Genomic DNA, 19,624 nt, shown 5'->3' with positions numbered 1-19,624 from the left:
AGTGCGGCCTGTGCAAATCGCTTTCAGGCAGCCGCAGCCGGCTGATCGATGGGATGCGGGCTGCGAAAGCCCACGGCAAGCCGGTTCCAGGTATTGATCGTGCTGATGGCCACGGTGATCTTCATGATTTCCTCGTCGCTGAAATGGGCCTTGAGCGCTTCAAAATCACTGTCAGGAATGCCGGTCTGGGCGATATTCGTCACCGCGTCGACCCAGCCGAGCAAGACACGTTCCTTGGCATCATAGACACCAGCTTCTCGCCAGACACTCATCAGGTTGATCCACTGTTCGCCCAGCCCATCGTGACGGGATTCCTTGACGTGCATGTCGACGCAATAGGCGCAGCCATTGATGATCGATGCGCGCAGCTTGATCAGATTAATGAAGCGGCGATCAAGTCCGGAATTCTGGACATAATTCTCAAGCTGGACGACGGCCTTGAGCGCCTCGGGAGAGGCTTTGTAGAAATCAAGACGAGGATGCATGATTATCTCCTTTTCATTGATGCGGGCCTCAGCGGGCCGATCTGCGTTGATGAATGTCCAAAAAAGCGCAACCGCGGGCAGCAATTCCGCCGTCGTCCAATTCGCCGAGTTGGGCGATCAGGCCGGCCACGGTCACCTGGGCGAGTTCGGCCCGGTAGGCCTTCTCTGCCTTGAGCATGGCGGCGTTGATACCGCAGGGGGCGGTGAAATAGCGTGATGGCAGGGGATTTGGCCCGCGCTGCCTGATTTCGTTGCACCGAAAAGCGGGTGCAGGCCCCTCGACGGCAAGCACGATGTCGAGCAGGCTGATGGAATTAGGCGCCCGGGCCAGGCGGTAACCGCCCTTCGGGCCGGGCACGGTTGCCAGAATGCCGGCGCCCGACAGCGCCTGCAAATGTTTGAGCAGATAGCTGGTCGACACGCCATGAAACTCAGCCAGGCTTGCCGCCGACAGCACGGCGCCGTCTTCAAGCCCGGCCAGCATGGTCACGCTGTGTATCGCTTGCTCGACGCCGTCACTCAGTTTCATATCGCCGCTCCTTATTGTGGATATAATTTATCCACGATTCGAAAAATCTGTCAACTGAGGCTGTTCTCCTGACAAATTGAGCCGATCATCATGCGTATGCTTGGACTGTCAGCAGGCCTGAACTACATTGATGGATGTGAAAGCCGAATCCGCGCCTCCCACAGACACTCCGGGTTTCGAACTGCCCGAGCCGTTCCTCGGCTGGTTCGCCAGTCGTGGCTGGCGGCCGCGGGCACACCAACTCGACCTGCTGGCCGCAACCTCTGCCGGGCGCTCGATGCTGCTGATCGCACCGACGGGAGCCGGCAAGACGCTGGCGGGGTTCCTGCCGAGCCTGACCGAGCTTACGGCACGCGGCAAGCCCAAGCCCGGCAGTGCGCAGGGGCAGTCGCTGCACACGCTCTACATTTCCCCGCTGAAAGCGCTGGCGGTCGATATCGAGCGCAACCTGGCACGGCCTGTCGAGGAGATGGGGCTGCCGATCCGGATCGAGACCCGCACCGGCGACACCCCGCAATCCAAGCGCGCCCGGCAGCGCAGCCATCCGCCCGATATCCTGCTGACCACGCCCGAACAGGTGTCGCTGCTAATTGCCAGTGGCCATGCCGAACGGTTGTTCAAGGATCTGCGTTTTGTGATTTTCGACGAGTTGCATTCGCTTTCGGCTTCCAAGCGCGGCCACCTGCTGTCGCTGGCGCTGGCGCGGCTGAGGCGGCTGGCACCGGGGCTGCGCAGCATCGGTCTGTCGGCCACCGTGGCCGATCCGGCGGAACTTCAACGCTGGCTGGTGCCGCAACCGCCCGACGGCGAAGATCTGGCTGGCCTGATCACCGTCGAAGGCGGAGCAAGCCCGATCATCACCATTCTCGACACCGCCGAGCGGATTCCCTGGTCGGGCCATTCGACGCGCTATGCGGTGCCTGATATCTACGCCACCATCAAGGATCACCGCACCACGCTGATCTTCGTCAACACTCGCAGCCAGGCCGAGCGATTGTTCCAGGAACTCTGGGCCATCAACGACGACAGCCTGCCGATCGCGCTGCATCACGGCTCGCTCGACACCAGCCAGCGGCGGCGGGTGGAAGCAGCGATGGGGCGCAATGAGCTCCGCGCGGTGGTTGCCACCTCGACGCTCGATCTGGGGATCGACTGGGGCGATGTCGATCTCGTCATCCATGTCGGCGCTCCCAAGGGTGCAAGCCGGCTGGCACAGCGTATCGGCCGCGCCAACCACCGCATGGACGAGCCGAGCCGAGCGATCCTGACGCCATCGAACCGGTTCGAAGTGCTCGAGTGCCAGGCCGCTATCGACGCCAATTACGTCGGTGCCCAGGACACCCCGTCTGCCGGCGCGGGTGCGCTTGATGTACTGGCCCAGCATGTACTTGGAATGGCTGCGGCAGCCCCGTTTAGCGCCGATGAGCTCTATCGCGAGGTCACGAGCGCCAACCCTTATTCGACGCTTGATCGTGACCGATTCGACAAGGTGATCGAGTTCGTCGCCACCGGTGGTTACGCGCTCAAGAGCTATGAGCGCTATGCACGCATCCGCAAACGCGCCGACGGGCTGTGGCGGATCTCCAATCCGCAGGTGGCGCAGCAGTACCGGCTCAACATCGGAACCATCGTCGAATCGCCGATGCTCAATGTGCGCATGGTCAGCCAGAAAAGCGGCAAGACCAGCGGCCGTGGCGGACCGACGCTGGGCAAGGTTGAGGAGTATTTTCTGGAAACACTGACCCAGGGCGATACCTTCCTGTTCTCGGGCAAGATCCTCAGATTCGAGGGCATCCGCGAGAATGAATGCCTGGTTTCGCGTGCCTGGGACCAGGACCCGAAGGTGCCCGCTTATGCGGGCGGCAAGTTTCCGCTGTCGACCTATCTGGCCGAACGGGTACGGGCCATGATCGCCGATCCTGAGGAATGGCGCGCGCTCCCCACCCAGGTTTCCGACTGGTTGCGGATCCAGCAGGACGTGTCGCAATTGCCGGGCCGCGATGATCTGCTGATCGAGACCTTTCCGCGGGCGGAGCGGTTTTTCATGGTGATGTATCCGTTTGAGGGCCGGATGGCGCACCAGACGCTCGGCATGCTGATGACCCGGCGGCTGGAACGGTTGCGCGCTCGGCCGCTCGGATTTGTCGCCACCGACTATTCCCTGGCGATCTGGGGGCTTGAGGATCTGGGTGCGATGATCGCGGGCGGGCGGCTGGATCTAAGCGAGCTGTTCGATGAGGACATGCTCGGCGATGATCTCGACGCCTGGCTCGATGAATCCTGGCTGCTCAAGCGCACGTTTCGAAATTGCGCCGTGATTTCCGGCCTGATCGAGCGGCGGCACCCCGGCAAGGAGAAAACCGGGCGCCAGGTGACGGTGTCGGCCGACCTGATCTATGACGTGCTGCGCAGCCACGAACCCGACCATATTCTGCTGCAGGCAACCCGTGCGGATGCGGCGGCAGGGCTTTTGGATATTCACAGGCTCGGGGCTATGCTCAAGCGAATCAAGGGCCATATACAGCACCGGGCGCTCACGCAAATCTCGCCGCTGGCGGTTCCGATCATGCTCGAAATCGGGCGCGAACCGGTGGTCGGCGAGGCCCATGAGAGCATCCTGGCGGAAGCGGCCGATGACCTCCTGGCCGAAGCGCGGGGCAACAATTGAACGGAGCCAACATGCACGGCGCAAAGGCAGCGCTTACACCGCAGGCCGGCGATGCCGTGCCGGCGTCTGTCGAATTCGAGGTCAATGGCACCGCGGTTCTTTGCGACCGGTCCGGCGTGTTGTTGTTGGCCGACAGCGGCGTGCTGGTGGTCTCGGACCTGCATCTGGAAAAGGGCGCAGCCTTTGCCCGCCGCGGGCTGATGCTGCCGCCCTACGATACCGCGGCGACACTGGCGCGGCTCGGCGAGGCAATCGCGCGCTTCAATCCTCGGATGGTGATTAGCCTGGGCGACAGTTTTCACGATCGGGTCGGCTCGCAGTTCCTGCCCGAACACTACCGCGATGCACTCAAGGCATTACAGCAAGGGCGTGAATGGACCTGGATCGAGGGCAATCACGATCCCGACATCCCTGTCGGGCTTGAAGGAGCCTGGTGTTCCGAACTCCATGTCGACAATCTGGTGTTTCGCCATGAACCGGTTCGCGGTGCAGCCGATGGCGAAATCGCCGGCCATCTGCACCCGACCGCCCGCGTTGTGCGGCGTGGCAAGGGCGTTCGGCGGGCCTGCTTCGCCTCGGATGGCAAGCGGCTGTTGATGCCGGCCTTCGGCTCTACCACGGGCGGGCTGGAATTGCGCCATCCTGCGATGCGGGGCTTGTTTGTCCAGAGCCAGTTGGTGGCACATCTGTTGGGGCGCGAGCGGCTCTATTCCATTGCCTTCAATCGCATGAATGGCTGATCTGGCCTTCGGTCAGGTGGCGGCGCTCTTCCGATCTCCCCTGCCTGCCGTCTTGCGTGGGCTGCCTGCTCAATCCTTGCGGAAGATCACGCTGCCCAGCCAGCCTGTCAACGTTGCCAGCAGCACCGCGAAGATGCCGTAAGCCAGCGAATAGCTGTGCGCCATCGTGTAGATAAACTGTTCGAGGCCGGTCTTGACCACCCTCAGCGGGATCACCTTCTCCATCACGAACTCGTTGTTCTTGTAGAGCACGGCGCGAACCTTGTGCGCGCCGACAGGAATATTGGCCGGCAGCCGCACTGAGGCACGGAACAGCGCCTTGGAGATGAACTGCACACCCGTTGGAGCGCGCTGATAGAGCCCACTGGTCTGCTTGATGCGTCGCAAAGCGTCGCGAAAATCCGACAAGCGTGATCCGTCGCCGAAGCCGCCGGTGGGAACCAGGCGGATGTTATTGATGCCGATATCGCGGGAGCCAAGCTCCATCAAATTGGTAATATCGGCTAGCGGCCGGGTGCTCGACATCGAATAGGAAGCCGGGATCGGCTCGAAGCGGATCGAATGGCGATTGATCCAAATTCCCGCCACTCTCTCCTTGCGCCGGACAGTGGTGGATTGGCGCGGGCCCTCGAGTGCGACGACAACATCATAGGCGAAGGTGGACAGCAACAGTTCATCGGCGCCGTCGATAGCGCCGAATACGGTGATATCGGCGCCGGAGAAATCCGACGAAATGGCGATCTCGTTGGTGGAAATGCCGATATCGATTCGTTCCCTGAACTTGTCATTGACCGTAACGGTGTGATCGACGAGCTGGGCCGAGGCCGGCAGGCTTATCAACAGCGACAACAGGGCCATGAGGGTCACCGCACGCATCAGAAACCAAAGCTCCCGCTGACAACCGAATAGATTTCGTCGGGTGGCAACACCAGCCCGAAACCGAGCCGGATGCCGACAGCCAGAACCAGCAGCGCCAGCCCCGCACGCAATTGTTCGCCGCGCATTTTCTGGCCAACGCGAACGCCATACTGGGCGCCGATCACACCCGCAAACATCAGCAGCCAGGCGAGTACGATATCGACCGAGTAGTTGATCGCTGCCTGTACGATGGTGGTGAAGGCGGTGACGAAAATGATCTGAAACAGCGAGGTGCCGATCACCACGTTGGTGGGAATGCGCAGCAAATAAATCATCGCCGGAACCATGATGAAGCCGCCGCCAACACCCATGACCGAAGTGAGGATGCCGATCGCAAAACCGAGCAGGATCACCGGGATAACGCTGAGATAGAGTTTTGAGCGCTTGAAACGCATCTTGAACGGCAGCCGGTGCACCCAATTGTGCTGGCCTGGCTTGCGCAACGGCACCGGGTTGTTCTTGGCGGCGCGGAGCAGCGAATTGACACTCTCCCAGAGCATCAGCCCGCCGATGGACCCGAGAAACACCACATAAAGCAGCGAAATGATCAGATCCAGCTGGCCCATGCGGCGCAGCATGGCAAATATCTGGATACCAACTGTCGCGCCGACGAGACCGCCAGACAAAAGCACCAGCCCAAGTTTGATATCCAGTGTACCACGCCGGAAATGCGCCAGTGCGCCTGAAATCGAGGAGGCGACAACCTGATTGGCGCCAGTGGCCACGGCTACTGCCGGTGGGATGTTGTAAAAAATCAACAGTGGGGTGATCAGAAAACCACCACCGACGCCGAACATTCCTGACAGGAAACCGACCGCTGCGCCCATCCCGAGAATGACGAAGACGTTGACCGACAGTTCGGCGATAGGCAGGTAGATGCTCACCTTGCGCCCCCGGGCACCAATGGCAGGGAAAACAGTTCGTCTCGGGTGTTCCCGAGACCCCGGTTTTGCGCGTTTAAACCGTGCGAGTCAAATGAGTTAAGGCCCATTTGGGCTGTATTTCCGCTTCTTTGCATGCCGCTTTGCGTGCCGCCCGCCGATCTCGATGAAACCGGGACGGATCGACCACAATTGCCGGCACGATCGCAGGTCACGCCGTAGCCTTTTCCCCACTCAGCGGAAAACAGAAACCAAGTCTCGCTGAAATGGCGATTGCGGGCGCCTTACCCGTTACGCGCCAGCAATTCCTTGACCAGAGCATCGGTGATTTCGCCGGTGGGCTCCATGCCGATAGACGACTGGAACGCCTTGATCGCCGAGATGGTTTTCTTGCCCATCATGCCATCAGCTTTACCGGCGTCAAACCCGTTGTTGTTGAGTATGGCCTGGATGTTGCGGATCGCCTTGCCCATGTCCACGGCCGCAGTTTCGGTGCTGTCGCCACCCCAGGTCGCCGGCACTTCGACTGCGTTTGCCTCGGGGCTGATCGGCTTGGCGGTCCAATTGGCAACCGCGGCGCGGGCAGCTTCTGCCTGTTCGGGCCGCAGCGCATTGAAAACCTCGTCGCGTTTGACCGCTGCATCCTTGTCGCCATCATTGGCGGCAATCGCGAACCATTTATAGGATTGGACGAGGTCGCGGGTCACGCCATCGCCGCGGGCGTAGAGAATGGCCAGATTGACCTGGCTGTCACGAACGCCAACATCGGCGGCGCGGCCAAACCATTCGGCTGCGTTGTCAAAATCCGGAGCCTGGCCGGCGGTGGCATAAAGCACCGCGAGATTGTGCATGGCGCTGGCGTTCCCCTGCTCGGCTGCCATCTGGTACCACTTCTTGGCGGCGGCGAGATCGCGATCAACACCGCTGCCCTTCTCGTAGAAATTGGCGATCCGGTATTGTGACGGTGCGTGGCCGAGGTCGGCTGCGCGCTGATACCAGGTCGCCGCACGAGACAGGTCAACGGCGACGCCGCGCCCATCGGTAAAGCGCGCGCCGATTTCGTAAAATGCCAGGGGATTGCCCGCGGCTGCAGCGGCCTTGAGCGCAGCCGGTGCTGCACCTTCAGGCAGCGCATCCAGTTCGGCCATCAGCACGCTGGCGTCGTTGTTTTCAACCTGCACCGCCGGTGCCGGCGAAGCGGCCGGCGCAATCGCCGCGGTTTCCTCGGACGAGACTGCAACCGGCGTATCGGTCACAGATGTATCGCTCACCAACGGATCCTTCCCCGGCTCGATCCGTCTGACTTCAGGCAGGCGCGCCTCAGCGAGTTGTTGCGGATTTTCGATGTCGGCCTCACCCGATTCCGCACTCAGCGGGGCTGCCAATTGTTCAACTGGTGCTGCGGGTTCAACGATTGCCGGTTCCACAGCGGCCTGGTCATCGCTGCCGCCGGACAACATGCCCGTAACCAGCGGGAACGACATGATCGCCAGCAATACCGCGCCCGCTGCCATCAGGATCGGCCGACGGCGAGACTTGAGAACATCGCGCAGACCGCCGCTGGCCTTGCCTGCCTTGCGGCCTTTGCCGATGGTTTCGACTTCGGCGGCCGCGGCCATGGCTGCACGGCGTGCCGACGCCAGGAATTCGGACTTTTCCGATCCGTCGTCCGCAGCGCCACCGCGTTGCCGTTCGACTGCCTGGGCCTCCCGAACCTTTTGCAGGATCCGGTTGATGTCAGGCGCGCCGGAACCGGGCTCCAGCGGCATGTTGGCGGTAGCCGCGTCAAGTTCCATCGAAGGATCAAGCGGCGGTGTATTGGTTTCGGTAAATTGCGGCTCCGCGGCGACAGGCGTCGGGGCTTCCTTGCCGGGACGGATGCGCGCAGCCAGACCGGAAAGGAACGATTTCCCGTCACTTTTGCCGGCGGCATCGAGGGCACCGGAATGCTGGCCCATTTCCTCGCTGGTGGCAAAAGCCGCGGCGCGCGCTGCGGCCTCGGCCGGCGAATGGGGAACGCGGTCGGTATGTTCGCCCTGGCCGGCGATTTTGTGGGCACCAGCTTGGTAGCGGCCTTCTTCGCCACTGCCATCAGCTGATTGCATCGCGTGATCGAGCGCGTCGGTCGAAGCAGACGGCATCGCCGCCTCAACCGCCGTGCGGGCATCAGCAACGGCGTCGCGCATACCGGCCAGTCCTACGGAACCGCCGGAGATTTGCCCCATATCGAGTTTTTCAAGCCGGCCGGCGATTTTCAAGAGCGTGTCCTGCACCGCCTCGAAGGCGCGCATGGTGCGGTCGTCGCTCTTGCGACTGAGACCTTCAAGCGCCTTCAGGTCATCGGCAAGCGCGGTGATGACTTCGATATTGGCGATCGACTGGGCCGAAGGTGCACCACCCATCTGCCCTGAATAAGCCATCAGGGCAGCTTCGGCGGCCTGACGCGCGGCCTCGACAATGAACTCGTCGCTGGTGGCAAGATGTTCCTCAAGCGAGGCGAAGCGATCATCGAAGGCTTCGGAAGCAGCGCTCGACGGAGCCGAACTGACCAGCCGCGACAGATTGGCGATCTGGTCTTCAAGGCCGCGGATCGCCTCGTCACTGGGACCGGCAACGGCATTGCTGGACATATCCAGGCGATCGGCGATATCGGCAAGCCGCGCTTCGAGGTTCTCGATGCCGGGAATGGTGACATGGGCTTGTTCGGCAGGTGCGCGGTCCAGACGGGCGGCAATCTCGGCGAGCTGTGCCTCGACGTTTTCAAGTCCACCTGCCGGTTGCATGGCATAGCCGGCGGCGGTGACTTCGGCTTGCTGCAGCTTGGCGGCAATGTCGGCCAGGCGGGCGTCCAGCGTCTCCAGCCCTGGCAACGGGTCAACCGAGCGCGATGCGGTGGCTTCCGCCCGCCCGATCAGCGCTTCGAGCCGCCCGATGACGGCCTCAGGCACGGCGGCTGGCTGGTGCGGCGTGGCTGCGAAATTCTCGATCTGGTCGGCAAGATTGTCGAGCCGGGCAAGCACTGATGGGTCGACGCCGCGAGCGTCAAGCGCCTCGATCTTGTTGGAGATATCGGAAAGATACTCCGACAATTCCGGCATCCGGTCGCCGCGCGCGCCGTCTTCAACGAGGGTCTGCAGGCGCTCGATCCGGGCGTCGAGGCGGGCGACAGCTTCCTCATCAGCCAGTTCGGCGACACGGGCCGCCAGATGCTCGATGCGAGCGCCGATATCGGATGTGGTTTCCGCCGGCTCGAGCTGAAGCTGATCGATCTTCTGAGCGACCGAAGCGAGCCGTGCCTCAAGGCGATCAAACGGCGCGGTGTCAACCACCGGGGTGGGCGGCGCCGGTATTGCAGCGATGGCGCGGGTGATTTCGTCAAGCCGCGCACCAAGCTGGTCAAACAGCTGCGGGAACTCGGCGCCAAATTCAGCAGGCTGCGTGGTCATGATCTCGATGGCTTGGGCAAGCTCGGCGATCTTGTCCTCGATCGCCTGAACCTGACCGGTTGCCGGCATGGTGGCCAAGGCTTCACGGATGTCGTCGAGACGATAAGCAAGATTGACCAGTTCCTCACGCAGACCGCCGACATCAAGACCGCTGACCTGTTCTTCCATGGCCTGCCAGCGCGATTCCAGCGACTGAACGCTGTCTTCACGTGCCAACCGGTCGATCATCGAGCGCATCGAATCGAGCTCCAGCCGAAGCGAGTCGGCGCCGGAGTCCTGTGCACCAAGCGCGTCGATTGATGCAGAGATGCCCGCCAGATCCCGGCGCAAATCCTGCGGCAACGCCTGATCACGGGCCTCGGTGCGCAATTCGCTCATCTCGCGACGCAGCGCCGCCATTTCCTTGACAAGAGCTTCACTCAGATCGGTGCGCGGCGCAGGGGTTGGCGCAGCGGGCCGGGCGGGTGCCGCGGCTGCGGCTGGCTGTTGAGCGAAGAAATTCGGTGCCTGAGGTTTGACGGCTGAATGCACCGGGCCGCGCTGGATGTTCTCCAGGGCCCGCTGACGGGCACGAATACCGTCGAGCATATCGGATCCGGCGCCGGCCGGCGCCGGGCGCGCGGCGTTGGCTGCCTTGCCCGGCTGGCCACCGCGACCAAGCATATCCTCAATTCGCGCTTCCAGCCCCTCGATGGTCCGGTTGAGCGCGTCCAGCGAGGAGTCGCCCGATCCGTACCGGCTTGAATGTGATCGCGATCCGTTCATTTTCGTTTCCGCTTCGCGTTGTTGTCGGAGCCTTGCTCCACCCCCGTCCGCAGCCAATCCATTTTCGAATCTCGGTCCACTGGCATGATTGCCCGGCTTTCAAAATAAGCGGGCTTCAAACCGGCGACTACGCTAAACAGGGAATCCGGGTTTACTGCACTTCCTGCGCACATTCCGCGAAACGTGGTAAACAACCCGTTAACCAAGGTTACTTTTCTTGGCCGCTACCCCAACAAAGTAACGCGACTTGACGATGCGTAAGGTTTAATGTCACACCGCCTCCCTCGCATTTGGTGAAACATTTTTATGGCGATATTGATCGACGATGAATGACATGGCGGACACCAGCGCAGACCAGGATGAACCGGTCTACAAGATCGGCGACCTGGCCCAGGAATTCGAGGTCACATTGCGGACCTTGCGATTTTACGAGGACAAGGGCCTGCTCAAGCCGACCCGCGTTGGCGTCACGCGGTTATTTACCAGACGCGACCGCGCCCGGCTTAAACTGATCATGCTCGGCAAGCGGGTCGGCTTTTCGCTGACCGAAGTAAAACGGATGATCGATCTGTATGATCCGCGCGGCAAGAATGTCACCCAGCTCAAGGTGGCCCTCGACAAGGGCGAAGCACAAATGCGGGTGCTCGAGGAACAGCGGGACAGCATTCACACGGCGATCGAGGAGCTTGAACGCACGATTGCCATGGTCAGGAATATGCTGGAGGATTCGGCCTGACGCAGGTCACACTTAATATTGGGGCGATTTCCCCCTGCATCAGATCAAAGCGCTAAAGCAGCCCTGATGTTTGGACGCCATCCGTAACCGGTAGCGCCTGCACACGCCCGCCTGAATGGCGGGCTTTTTGTTGCCAAACGAGGCCCCGCAAGGACGCCAGACACAAACTTTGTCTCGCATTGGCAAAATGTGAACGATCACTTTTCGAATTTTTTTACCGCTGCCTTCCTGAAAAACTTCGGTTTTCGACCCATTTTGGGGTAACAGCCTCTCGTGAGCAGGCTTTAGGTCCAATTTTTACGTTTACGCAAACGTCAAAATTGAGTAAGCAGTGTGATGATTGCCGGGCTTCCACGCTTGCGGCGATAAACGTACCACAAAGGGATGGGGAAACATGCCAGTCTTCAAGGCGCCGGTCGACGACACACTTTTCATTCTCAACGATGTGCTCGGCTATGAGCGCTACATGAATTTGCCCGGTTTTGCCGATGCAAGCCCGGATATTGTCGAGGCCATCCTACAGGAAGGCGGCCGCCTGTCCGAGGAAGTGCTGTTTCCGCTCAACCAGAGCGGTGACCAGGAAGGCTGCACCCGGCATGACGACGCAACAGTGTCGACGCCGAAGGGTTTCAAGCAAGCTTTCAAGCAGTATTGCGAAGGCGGCTGGCTCGGGCTTGCAGCACCGGCGGAATTCGGCGGCCAGGGCCTGCCCTATGTGCTGCACACGGCGGTGTCGGAATACATGATCTCGGCCAACCTTTCGTTGATGATGTATCCGGGCCTGACCCAGGGCGCGGTCGCCGCAATCAACGAGCACGGCACCGACGCGCAAAAGGCCAAGTTCCTGCCGAAGATGATCGAGGGCACCTGGACAGGCACCATGAACCTGACCGAACCGCATTGCGGCACCGATCTGGGACTGTTGCGCACCAAAGCGGTGCCCCAGGACGATGGCAGCTACAAGATTTCCGGCCAGAAGATCTTCATCTCGGCCGGCGAGCACGACATGGCCGACAACATCATCCACCTGGTTCTTGCCCGCATCGAGGGTGCACCGGAAGGGGTGAAGGGCATTTCGCTTTTCATCGTGCCCAAATTCATGGTCGGCGACGACGGCTCGCTCGGTGAGCGCAATCCGGTCACTTGCGGCTCGATCGAAGAGAAAATGGGCATCCACGCCAATTCCACCTGCGTAATGAATTACGACGAAGCCACGGGCTATCTCATCGGCGCGGAAAACGCCGGACTGAAGGCGATGTTCGTGATGATGAACGAAGCCCGTCTCGGGGTTGGCCTGCAGGGACAGGCAATCGGTGAAATCGCCTATCAGAACGCCGTCAGCTATGCCCGCGAACGGCTGCAAGGCCGATCGCTTTCCGGCCCCAAGTTCCCCGACAAGAAGGCCGACCCGATCATCGTGCATCCGGATGTGCGACGCACGCTGATGACCATTCGTTCGTTCAATGAAGCCGGCCGCGCCTTCATGTTGTGGACTGCACTCAAATCCGATGTCGCCCACAAATCCGAGGTCGAAAGCGACGTGCAGCAAGCCGACGACCTGCTCAGCCTGGTCACTCCGGTGGTCAAGGGCGTGCTCACCGACAAGGGCTTTGACCATGCGGTTATGGCGCAACAGATGTTCGGTGGCCACGGCTACATTGAAGAATGGGGCATGAGCCAATATGTCCGCGATGCCCGTATCGCCATGATCTATGAGGGCGCCAACGGCATCCAGGCGCTCGATCTTGTGGGCCGCAAGCTCGGCCTCAATGGCGGTCGCGCGGTGATGGCGTTCTTCAAGGAAGTTGGCGATTTCTGCGAAGAGAACCGTTCCAACGAGGAACTGGCGCTCTATACCAAGGGGCTCAAGAAGGGGCTTGGCGATCTGCAGGCCTCGACCATGTGGCTGATGCAGAACGCGATGGCCAAGCCCGACAATGCCGGTGCTGCCTCGGCCGATTACATGCACCTGTTCGGACTTGTGACGCTCGGATACATGTGGGCGCTGATGGCCAAGGCAGCTGTCGAAAAACGTACCAGCGGCGCCGATGGCAAGGGGGAATTCCTCGCCTCCAAACTGCTGGTCGGCAAGTTCTACATGGAGCGGATCATGCCGGAGACGGCGTTGCGCAAGGCTCGCATCGAGACCGGCGCCGACACCATGATGGAACTGGCCGCAGAAGCGTTTTGAACTGTGGTCTTGGTTTGACCAGGTTCGGGAACTGAATTGAGCGTATCGCCGGGCGGACGGCTCGCCCGGCAGCAACTCCCGGGAGAAAATAATGGCGACCATGCCATCTGAAGTTCTTGGTGTCTCGCGTCCGGACTGGATGGACGACGATGTAGCGATGCTCGAAGACATGGCGTTGCGCTGGCTCGAAGCCGAGGTAGCGCCGCATTATGACCGCTACGAGAAGCAGGAAATGGTCGACCGCAGCGCCTGGGAAGGCGCCGGCGCCGCCGGCTTGCTGTGTGCTTCGATGCCGGAGGAATATGGCGGTTCGGGCGGCACCTACGCCCATGAGGCGGTAATCGCCGAAGCGCTGGGCCGTGCCGGCACCGACGGGTTCGGCATCGCGCTGCACAATGCCATCGTGGCGCCCTATATCCTGCATTTCGGCTCGGAAGAACAGAAGAAGAAATGGCTGCCGAAAATGGCTTCCGGCGAAATGATCGGCGCCATCGCCATGACAGAACCGGGTGCCGGCTCGGACCTTCAGGGCATCAAGACAACGGCCAAAAAGGACGGCAACCACTATGTCCTCAATGGCTCGAAAACTTTCATCACCAACGGCCAGCACGCCAATCTGATCATCGTCGTGACCAAGACCGACACATCAAAGGGCGCCAAGGGCGTGTCGTTGATGGTGGTCGAAACCGAGGAGGTTGAAGGCTTCCGCCGCGGCCGCAATCTCGACAAGGTGGGGCTCAAATCCAACGACACATCGGAGCTCTTTTTTGATGATGTCCGCATCCCCACCGCCAACATGCTCGGCACCGAGGAAGGTCAAGGCTTTGCGCAACTGATGACCGAACTGCCGCAGGAACGGCTGCTGATCGCCAACCAGGCGATCTCGATGATTGAGCGGGCACTGGCGATCACCATTGATTACGTCAAGGAGCGCAAAGCCTTCGGCAAGGCGGTCATCGAATTCCAGAACACCCAGTTCAAGCTCGCCGAGCTAAAATCCGAAGCGGTGATGGCGCGGGTATTTGTCAATCACTGCATCGGTGAACACCTCAAGGGCGAACTGAGCTCGACCACGGCCTCGATGGCCAAGTATCTGACCACCGACCTGCAGTGCAAGGTGGTGGATGAGTGCGTGCAGTTGCATGGCGGCTATGGCTACATGAACGAATACCCGGTGGCGCGGATGTTCCGCGATGCCCGCGTGCAGCGGATTTATGGCGGAACCAATGAGATCATGAAGCTGTTGATCGCAAGGAGCCTGTAAACCGATGACAGATTTCACACTCGACTGTTTTTTGGAAAGCGGTAACGCCTACAAGGTGGCGTTGATGCTGGAACTGTGTGGCGCCGACTGGGCACCGCGGCGCGTGGCGTTCTTCACCGGCCAGACCCGATCCGAGGAATTCCGTAGTCTCAATGTGATGGGCGAAGCGCCGGTGCTGACCCATCATAAGGCGGACAGCGACATAGTGCTGAGCCAGTCCGGCGCAATTCTCGATTATCTGTCCCGTGAATTCGACCGGTTCGGTCCGGCAAACGAGGATGAGCGCCGGGAAATCTTGCGCTGGTTGTTCTGGGACAACCACAAGCAGACCAGCTATATGGCCACCTATCGGTTCATGAGCCACTTCCAGAACAAGACTGACGACCCTGTCGCCCAGTTCTTCCACGCCCGAGCAGTCAACGCATGGAAGGTATTGGAAGCCCGCCTGAAGGATCACGACTTTGTCGCCTCCGGTCACCCGACGATCGCCGATTTGTCGATCTGCGGTTACCTGTTCTGGCCCGATCAGATCGGAATGGACGTGAACGCCTACCCGAATATCGCAGCCTGGCTCGACCGCATCAGCGCCCTGCCCGGCTTCAAACGCCCCGAACAATTGATGCCGAGCGGGATCGACCCCGCTACGGCAACTGCCTGATACGAACCCGAACACCCTGGAGAAACCGATGGTTGATGTATTTGTCTATGATCACGCCCGCACCCCGCGGGGCCGCGGCAAGAAGGACGGAAGCCTGCACGAAGTCCCGTCGGTGCGGCTGGCGTCACACATGCTGCAAGCGCTGCGCGACCGCAACGGGCTCGACACAAGCAAGGTTGACGACATTATCATGGGCTGCGTCGATGCCATCGGGGAAGCCGGCGGCGACATCGCCCGCGCGGCCACCTTCGAGGCCGGCTATGCCACCGAAGCCCCCGGTATCCAGATCAACCGTTTCTGCGCCTCCGGGCTTGATGCGATCAATATGGGCGCAGGCAAGATTGCCTATGGCGCCGATGATATCGTCATTGCCGGCGGTGTGGAATCGATGTCACGGATCGGCATCGGCGCCCAGGGCGGCGCCTGGTTCATGGATCCTTCAGTCAACATCCCGGCCTATTTCATGCCGCAGGGCGTTTCCGCCGACCTGATCGCCACCAAATACGGTTTCTCCCGTGATGATGTCGACGCCTATGCGGTGGAAAGCCAGAAGCGGGCCGAACACTCCTGGAAAAACGGCTATTTCGACAAGTCGGTGGTACCGGTCAAGGATATCAATGGCCTGACCATTCTCGACCGCGACGAGCACATGCGGCCGGGCACCGACATGCAGACGCTGGCCAGCCTGAATGCATCGTTCGGTATGATGGCGGAAATGGGCGGCTTTGGCGCCGTTGCCATTCAGGCGCACCCGGAAGTCGAGATCATCAACCACGTCCACCACGCCGGCAACTCGTCGGGCATCGTTGACGGCGCCGGCCTGGTGCTGCTTGGCTCCAAGCGCGGTGGCAAGACCATGGGACTGGAGCCGCGTGCAAAAATCCGCGCCTTCGCCAATATCGGCTCCGATCCGGCATTGATGCTGACCGGCCCGGTAGATGTCACCGAGAAGCTGCTCAAGCGCGCCAAGATGAAGATCTCGGATATTGATCTATTCGAACTCAACGAGGCCTTCGCCGCCGTGGTGCTGCGCTATCAGCAAGCCTTCGACATTCCATCGGACAAGATCAACGTCAATGGCGGCGCCATCGCCATGGGGCACCCGCTGGGCGCCACCGGGGCGATGATCCTCGGTACCGTGCTCGATGAGCTCGAACGCCGCGATCTCAACACCGCCCTTGTCACGCTGTGCATCGGCGCGGGCATGGGCACCGCGACGATCATCGAACGCGTTTGATTACCGGAGAACCACAATGAGCAATGAAATTTACACCGTAGACGTCGACAATGACGGCATCGCGCTCGTCACCTGGGACATGGCCGGCCGGTCGATGAACGTGTTCACGCAGGAAGCGCTTGAGCAGCTCGACGGGCTGGTTGACCGGTTTGTCGCCGATGACGCCGTCAAGGGCGTGATCTTCACGTCCGGAAAGTCATCCTTTTCCGGCGGCGCCGACCTGACCATGATGAAGACCATGCTGACCGGCATGGCGGAAGAAAAACGCAACAATCCGGAAAATGCGCAGAAGCTGCTGTTTGACCAGGTTGGCAAGATGAGCCAGCTGTTTCGCAAGATCGAGACCTGCGGCAAGCCGTGGGTGTCGGCCATCAATGGTGTGTGCATGGGTGGGGCGTTCGAATTGTCGCTGGCCTGCCACGGCCGGGTCGCAGCGGATTCACCGTCAGTCAAGATGGCGCTGCCGGAAGTCAAGGTCGGCATCTTCCCGGGCGCTGGTGGCACCCAACGCGTTCCGCGCCTGACCAATGCGCAGGATGCGTTGCAGATGATGACCACCGGGCAGTCGCTGACACCGGCGCGCGCCAAGGCGATGGGGCTGATTCACGACGTTGTGGAACCCAAGAAACTGGTTGCCGCCGCCAAGGCGATGATCAAGGGCGGGCTTTCCCCGGTCGCTCCCTGGGACGTCAAGGGGTTCAAGCTGCCGGGTGGGCAGATCTGGTCGGCACAGGGCGCACAGCTCTGGCCTGCGGCTTCCGCCATCCTGCGGCGCGAAACCCAGAACAATTACCCTGCAGCCAAGGCCATCCTGCAAAGCGTGTTTGAAGGATTGCAGGTGCCTATCGACACCGGCTTGCGGATCGAGCAGCGCTATTTCAGTCATATCCTGCAAACCAATGAAGCCCAGTCGATGATCCGGTCGCTGTTCGTCTCGCTGCAGGAGATCAACAAGGGCGCACGCCGTCCCGACGGCATCAAGCCCACCAAGTTCCGCAAAATCGGCGTTGTCGGCGCCGGTTTCATGGGCGCGGGCATTGCCTATGTGACGGCCAAGGCCGGCATTCCGGTGGTGCTGATAGACCGCGATCTCGAAGTTGCCGGCAAGGGCAAGGCTTATTCGGAAGACCTCGTCAAAAAGGGCATCCAGAAGGGCAAGACCACCAAGGAAGAAGGCGACAAACTGTTGTCGCTGATCACCACCTCGGCCGATCATGCAGATCTGGCGGATGCGGATCTGGTGATTGAAGCCGTTTTTGAAGATCGCGACGTCAAGAAGGCAGTGACAGAATCGATCGAAGCGCAGATCCGGCCGACCACGGTCTATGCCTCGAACACTTCGACGCTGCCTATCACCGGGCTTGCCAAGAACTCGAAGCGCCCAAAGAACTTCATCGGCATCCACTTTTTCTCGCCGGTCGACAAGATGCTGCTGGTGGAGATCATTCTCGGCCGCAAGACCTCGGACAAGGCGCTGGCCGTGGCACTCGATTATGTCGCCGCAATCAAGAAGACGCCGATCGTGGTCAACGACACCCGCGGCTTCTTCGTCAACCGCTGCGTGCTGCGTTACATGAACGAGAGCTACAACATGCTTGCCGAGGGCGTGCCGCCGGCAATGATCGAGAACGCCGCCAAGATGGCCGGCATGCCGGTCGGGCCGCTGTCGCTCAATGACGAGGTGGCCATCGACCTGTCGCTCAAGATCCTGCGCGCTGCCGTTGCCGATCTCGGCGAAAAGGCGGTCGATCCGCGTCACCTGGCGCTGGTCGAACGGATGGTCGAGAAGGAAGGCCGGCTCGGCCGCAAGAACGGCAAGGGCTTTTACGATTACCCGGCCAAGCCCGCCAAGAAGCATCTGTGGCCCGAGCTGAAGACGCTCTATCCACAGCTGGATCCAGCCAAGGTCGACGTCAAGGAACTGCAGAACCGCTATCTTGCGGTAATTGCACTGGAAGCCGCACGCACGGTCGAGGAAGGCATTGTCACCGATCCGCGTGAGGCCGATCTCGGCACCATCCTCGGCTTCGGTTTCGCGCCCTATACCGGCGGGGCGCTGAGCTACATCGACAGCATGGGCGCCAAGGCCTTTGTGGCCATGTGCAAGGTGCTGGCGCGCAAATATGGCAGCCAGTTCCGCGCCCCCAAACTGCTGCTTGATATGGCTGAAAAGGACGAAACCTTCTACGGACGGTTTAATCCCTACCGCGACGACAAGGCTGCGGCATAACGCGCAGCATACCAGCGAAAAACGAGATCATGAACGGGCCTTCGGGCCCGTTTTGCATTTCCAGTCCTGCATCTGGCAGCGCTGATCCGGCAATCGGGATGAATGGGCTTGCCGGAACGCTTCGGCTTCTGCACTGTGGTGAAAACAGGAGGCCAAGTCCAATGTCAGTGATCGACTATTATTTTTATTGCGCGTCGCCTTTCACCTATCTCGGCCACAATAAAATCTGCGATCTGGCCGAACGGCACAAGGTCTTGCTCAACTACAAGCCGGTCAATCTGAAAGCGCTGTGGGACATATCCGGTGCGGTTCCACCCGGACAACGACCTCCGGTCAGGCAGCGGCTGCGGCTGATCGAGTTGCAGCGGCTTGCAGCCTGGCGGGAACTGCCGATCAAGACCACGCCAAAATACTTTCCGGTTGATCCGGCGCTGGCTGACAAGGTGGTCATCGCGCTGAGCCAGGACGGACATGACCCGCGCTATTTCATGGCCAAGGTGCTGGCCGGCGTCTGGGCCAATGACGACGACATCGCCGATGAGGCTGTGCTGGCCTCTTACCTGTCGCAGGTCGGCCTCGATCCCGGACCACCGCTCGCCGATGCCAAAACAGAGGCGGTTGCCGCCATTCGCGAACAGAACTCCCGCGAAGCCATCGCCGCCGACGCGGTGGGCGTACCGACCTACGTGTTCAACGGTGAGCCGTTCTGGGGCCAGGACCGGATCGAACTGCTGGAACAGGCGCTTGTCACCGGCCGACAGCCTTATCGTCCGGCCTGAGTGGCCGGAAATTCCGATCCGCGTGGCATGACAAAATCAGGATATTTTTCCTAACCGGCTTTACGCGGGGGCCTTGCCTCATGTAGAAAGGGCCTTT

14 protein-coding genes are annotated in these 19,624 nt (G+C 60.8%); 9 read left to right on the top strand and 5 right to left on the bottom strand.

Annotation, left to right across the window (positions count from 1 at the left end; all coding sequences use genetic code 11):
- Positions 1-23: 23 nt before the first annotated feature.
- Both OEG84_RS19300 and OEG84_RS19295 read right to left on the bottom strand, forming a co-directional pair.
- Positions 24-485: a carboxymuconolactone decarboxylase family protein gene (locus OEG84_RS19300; RefSeq protein ID WP_267655234.1), complete on the bottom strand. Its 462-nt coding sequence runs from the start codon at positions 483-485 to the stop codon at positions 24-26.
- A gap of 28 nt (positions 486-513) precedes the next feature.
- Positions 514-1,014 (bottom strand): Rrf2 family transcriptional regulator, encoded by a 501-nt coding sequence (locus tag OEG84_RS19295; protein ID WP_267655232.1) that lies wholly within the window; start codon positions 1,012-1,014, stop codon positions 514-516.
- 130 nt (positions 1,015-1,144) lie between these two features.
- Here OEG84_RS19295 and OEG84_RS19290 point away from each other — a divergent pair, with 130 nt between their 5' ends.
- Both OEG84_RS19290 and pdeM read left to right on the top strand, forming a co-directional pair.
- Complete coding sequence (locus tag OEG84_RS19290) at positions 1,145-3,682, top strand: ligase-associated DNA damage response DEXH box helicase (RefSeq protein WP_267655231.1); 2,538 nt, start codon at positions 1,145-1,147, stop codon at positions 3,680-3,682.
- 11 nt (positions 3,683-3,693) lie between these two features.
- Positions 3,694-4,422, top strand: coding sequence for a ligase-associated DNA damage response endonuclease PdeM (gene pdeM / locus OEG84_RS19285; protein WP_267655230.1), 729 nt, complete (start codon positions 3,694-3,696; stop codon positions 4,420-4,422).
- Between the two features lie 69 nt (positions 4,423-4,491).
- Here the strand turns inward: pdeM and OEG84_RS19280 are convergent, their stop codons facing one another.
- The 3 genes from OEG84_RS19280 to OEG84_RS19270 all read right to left on the bottom strand — a co-directional run bounded on the left by OEG84_RS19280 (position 4,492) and on the right by OEG84_RS19270 (position 10,432).
- On the bottom strand, positions 4,492-5,298 hold the full coding sequence (locus OEG84_RS19280; protein WP_267655229.1) for a TIGR02186 family protein: 807 nt from the start codon (positions 5,296-5,298) through the stop codon (positions 4,492-4,494).
- Complete coding sequence (locus OEG84_RS19275; RefSeq protein WP_267655228.1) at positions 5,298-6,224, bottom strand: sulfite exporter TauE/SafE family protein; 927 nt, start codon at positions 6,222-6,224, stop codon at positions 5,298-5,300. The genes OEG84_RS19280 and OEG84_RS19275 overlap by 1 nt, the downstream gene beginning before the upstream one ends.
- A 281-nt stretch (positions 6,225-6,505) precedes the next feature.
- Positions 6,506-10,432, bottom strand: coding sequence for a peptidoglycan-binding protein (locus OEG84_RS19270; RefSeq protein ID WP_267655227.1), 3,927 nt, complete (start codon positions 10,430-10,432; stop codon positions 6,506-6,508).
- 334 nt (positions 10,433-10,766) lie between these two features.
- On the opposite strand from OEG84_RS19270, the gene OEG84_RS19265 reads away from it, so the two are divergent.
- The 7 genes from OEG84_RS19265 (at position 10,767) to OEG84_RS19235 (ending at position 19,527) form a co-directional block, all read left to right on the top strand.
- Positions 10,767-11,168 (top strand): MerR family transcriptional regulator, encoded by a 402-nt coding sequence (locus OEG84_RS19265; RefSeq protein WP_267655226.1) that lies wholly within the window; start codon positions 10,767-10,769, stop codon positions 11,166-11,168.
- Positions 11,169-11,562: 394 nt separating this feature from the next.
- A complete protein-coding gene (locus tag OEG84_RS19260) occupies positions 11,563-13,359 on the top strand; it encodes an acyl-CoA dehydrogenase C-terminal domain-containing protein (RefSeq protein WP_267655225.1) in 1,797 nt (598 codons plus the stop codon).
- A gap of 91 nt (positions 13,360-13,450) precedes the next feature.
- Complete coding sequence (locus tag OEG84_RS19255; RefSeq protein WP_267655223.1) at positions 13,451-14,623, top strand: acyl-CoA dehydrogenase family protein; 1,173 nt, start codon at positions 13,451-13,453, stop codon at positions 14,621-14,623.
- A 4-nt stretch (positions 14,624-14,627) separates the two neighbouring features.
- Positions 14,628-15,281 carry a glutathione S-transferase family protein gene (locus OEG84_RS19250; RefSeq protein ID WP_267655222.1) on the top strand — a complete coding sequence of 218 codons (654 nt, stop codon included), beginning with the start codon at positions 14,628-14,630 and terminating at the stop codon, positions 15,279-15,281.
- A gap of 28 nt (positions 15,282-15,309) precedes the next feature.
- Positions 15,310-16,518, top strand: coding sequence for an acetyl-CoA C-acetyltransferase (locus OEG84_RS19245; RefSeq protein WP_267655221.1), 1,209 nt, complete (start codon positions 15,310-15,312; stop codon positions 16,516-16,518).
- A gap of 16 nt (positions 16,519-16,534) precedes the next feature.
- Positions 16,535-18,748 carry a 3-hydroxyacyl-CoA dehydrogenase NAD-binding domain-containing protein gene (locus OEG84_RS19240; protein WP_267655220.1) on the top strand — a complete coding sequence of 738 codons (2,214 nt, stop codon included), beginning with the start codon at positions 16,535-16,537 and terminating at the stop codon, positions 18,746-18,748.
- 161 nt (positions 18,749-18,909) lie between these two features.
- Positions 18,910-19,527 carry a 2-hydroxychromene-2-carboxylate isomerase gene (locus tag OEG84_RS19235; protein WP_267655219.1) on the top strand — a complete coding sequence of 206 codons (618 nt, stop codon included), beginning with the start codon at positions 18,910-18,912 and terminating at the stop codon, positions 19,525-19,527.
- Positions 19,528-19,624 lie beyond the last annotated feature (97 nt).

Origin of the sequence: Hoeflea algicola (assembly GCF_026619415.1) — a bacterium.
GTDB classification, from domain to species: domain Bacteria; phylum Pseudomonadota; class Alphaproteobacteria; order Rhizobiales; family Rhizobiaceae; genus Hoeflea; species Hoeflea algicola.
Note: the sequence above shows the minus strand (reverse complement) of the source record. Positions and strands in the feature narration are given on the sequence as shown.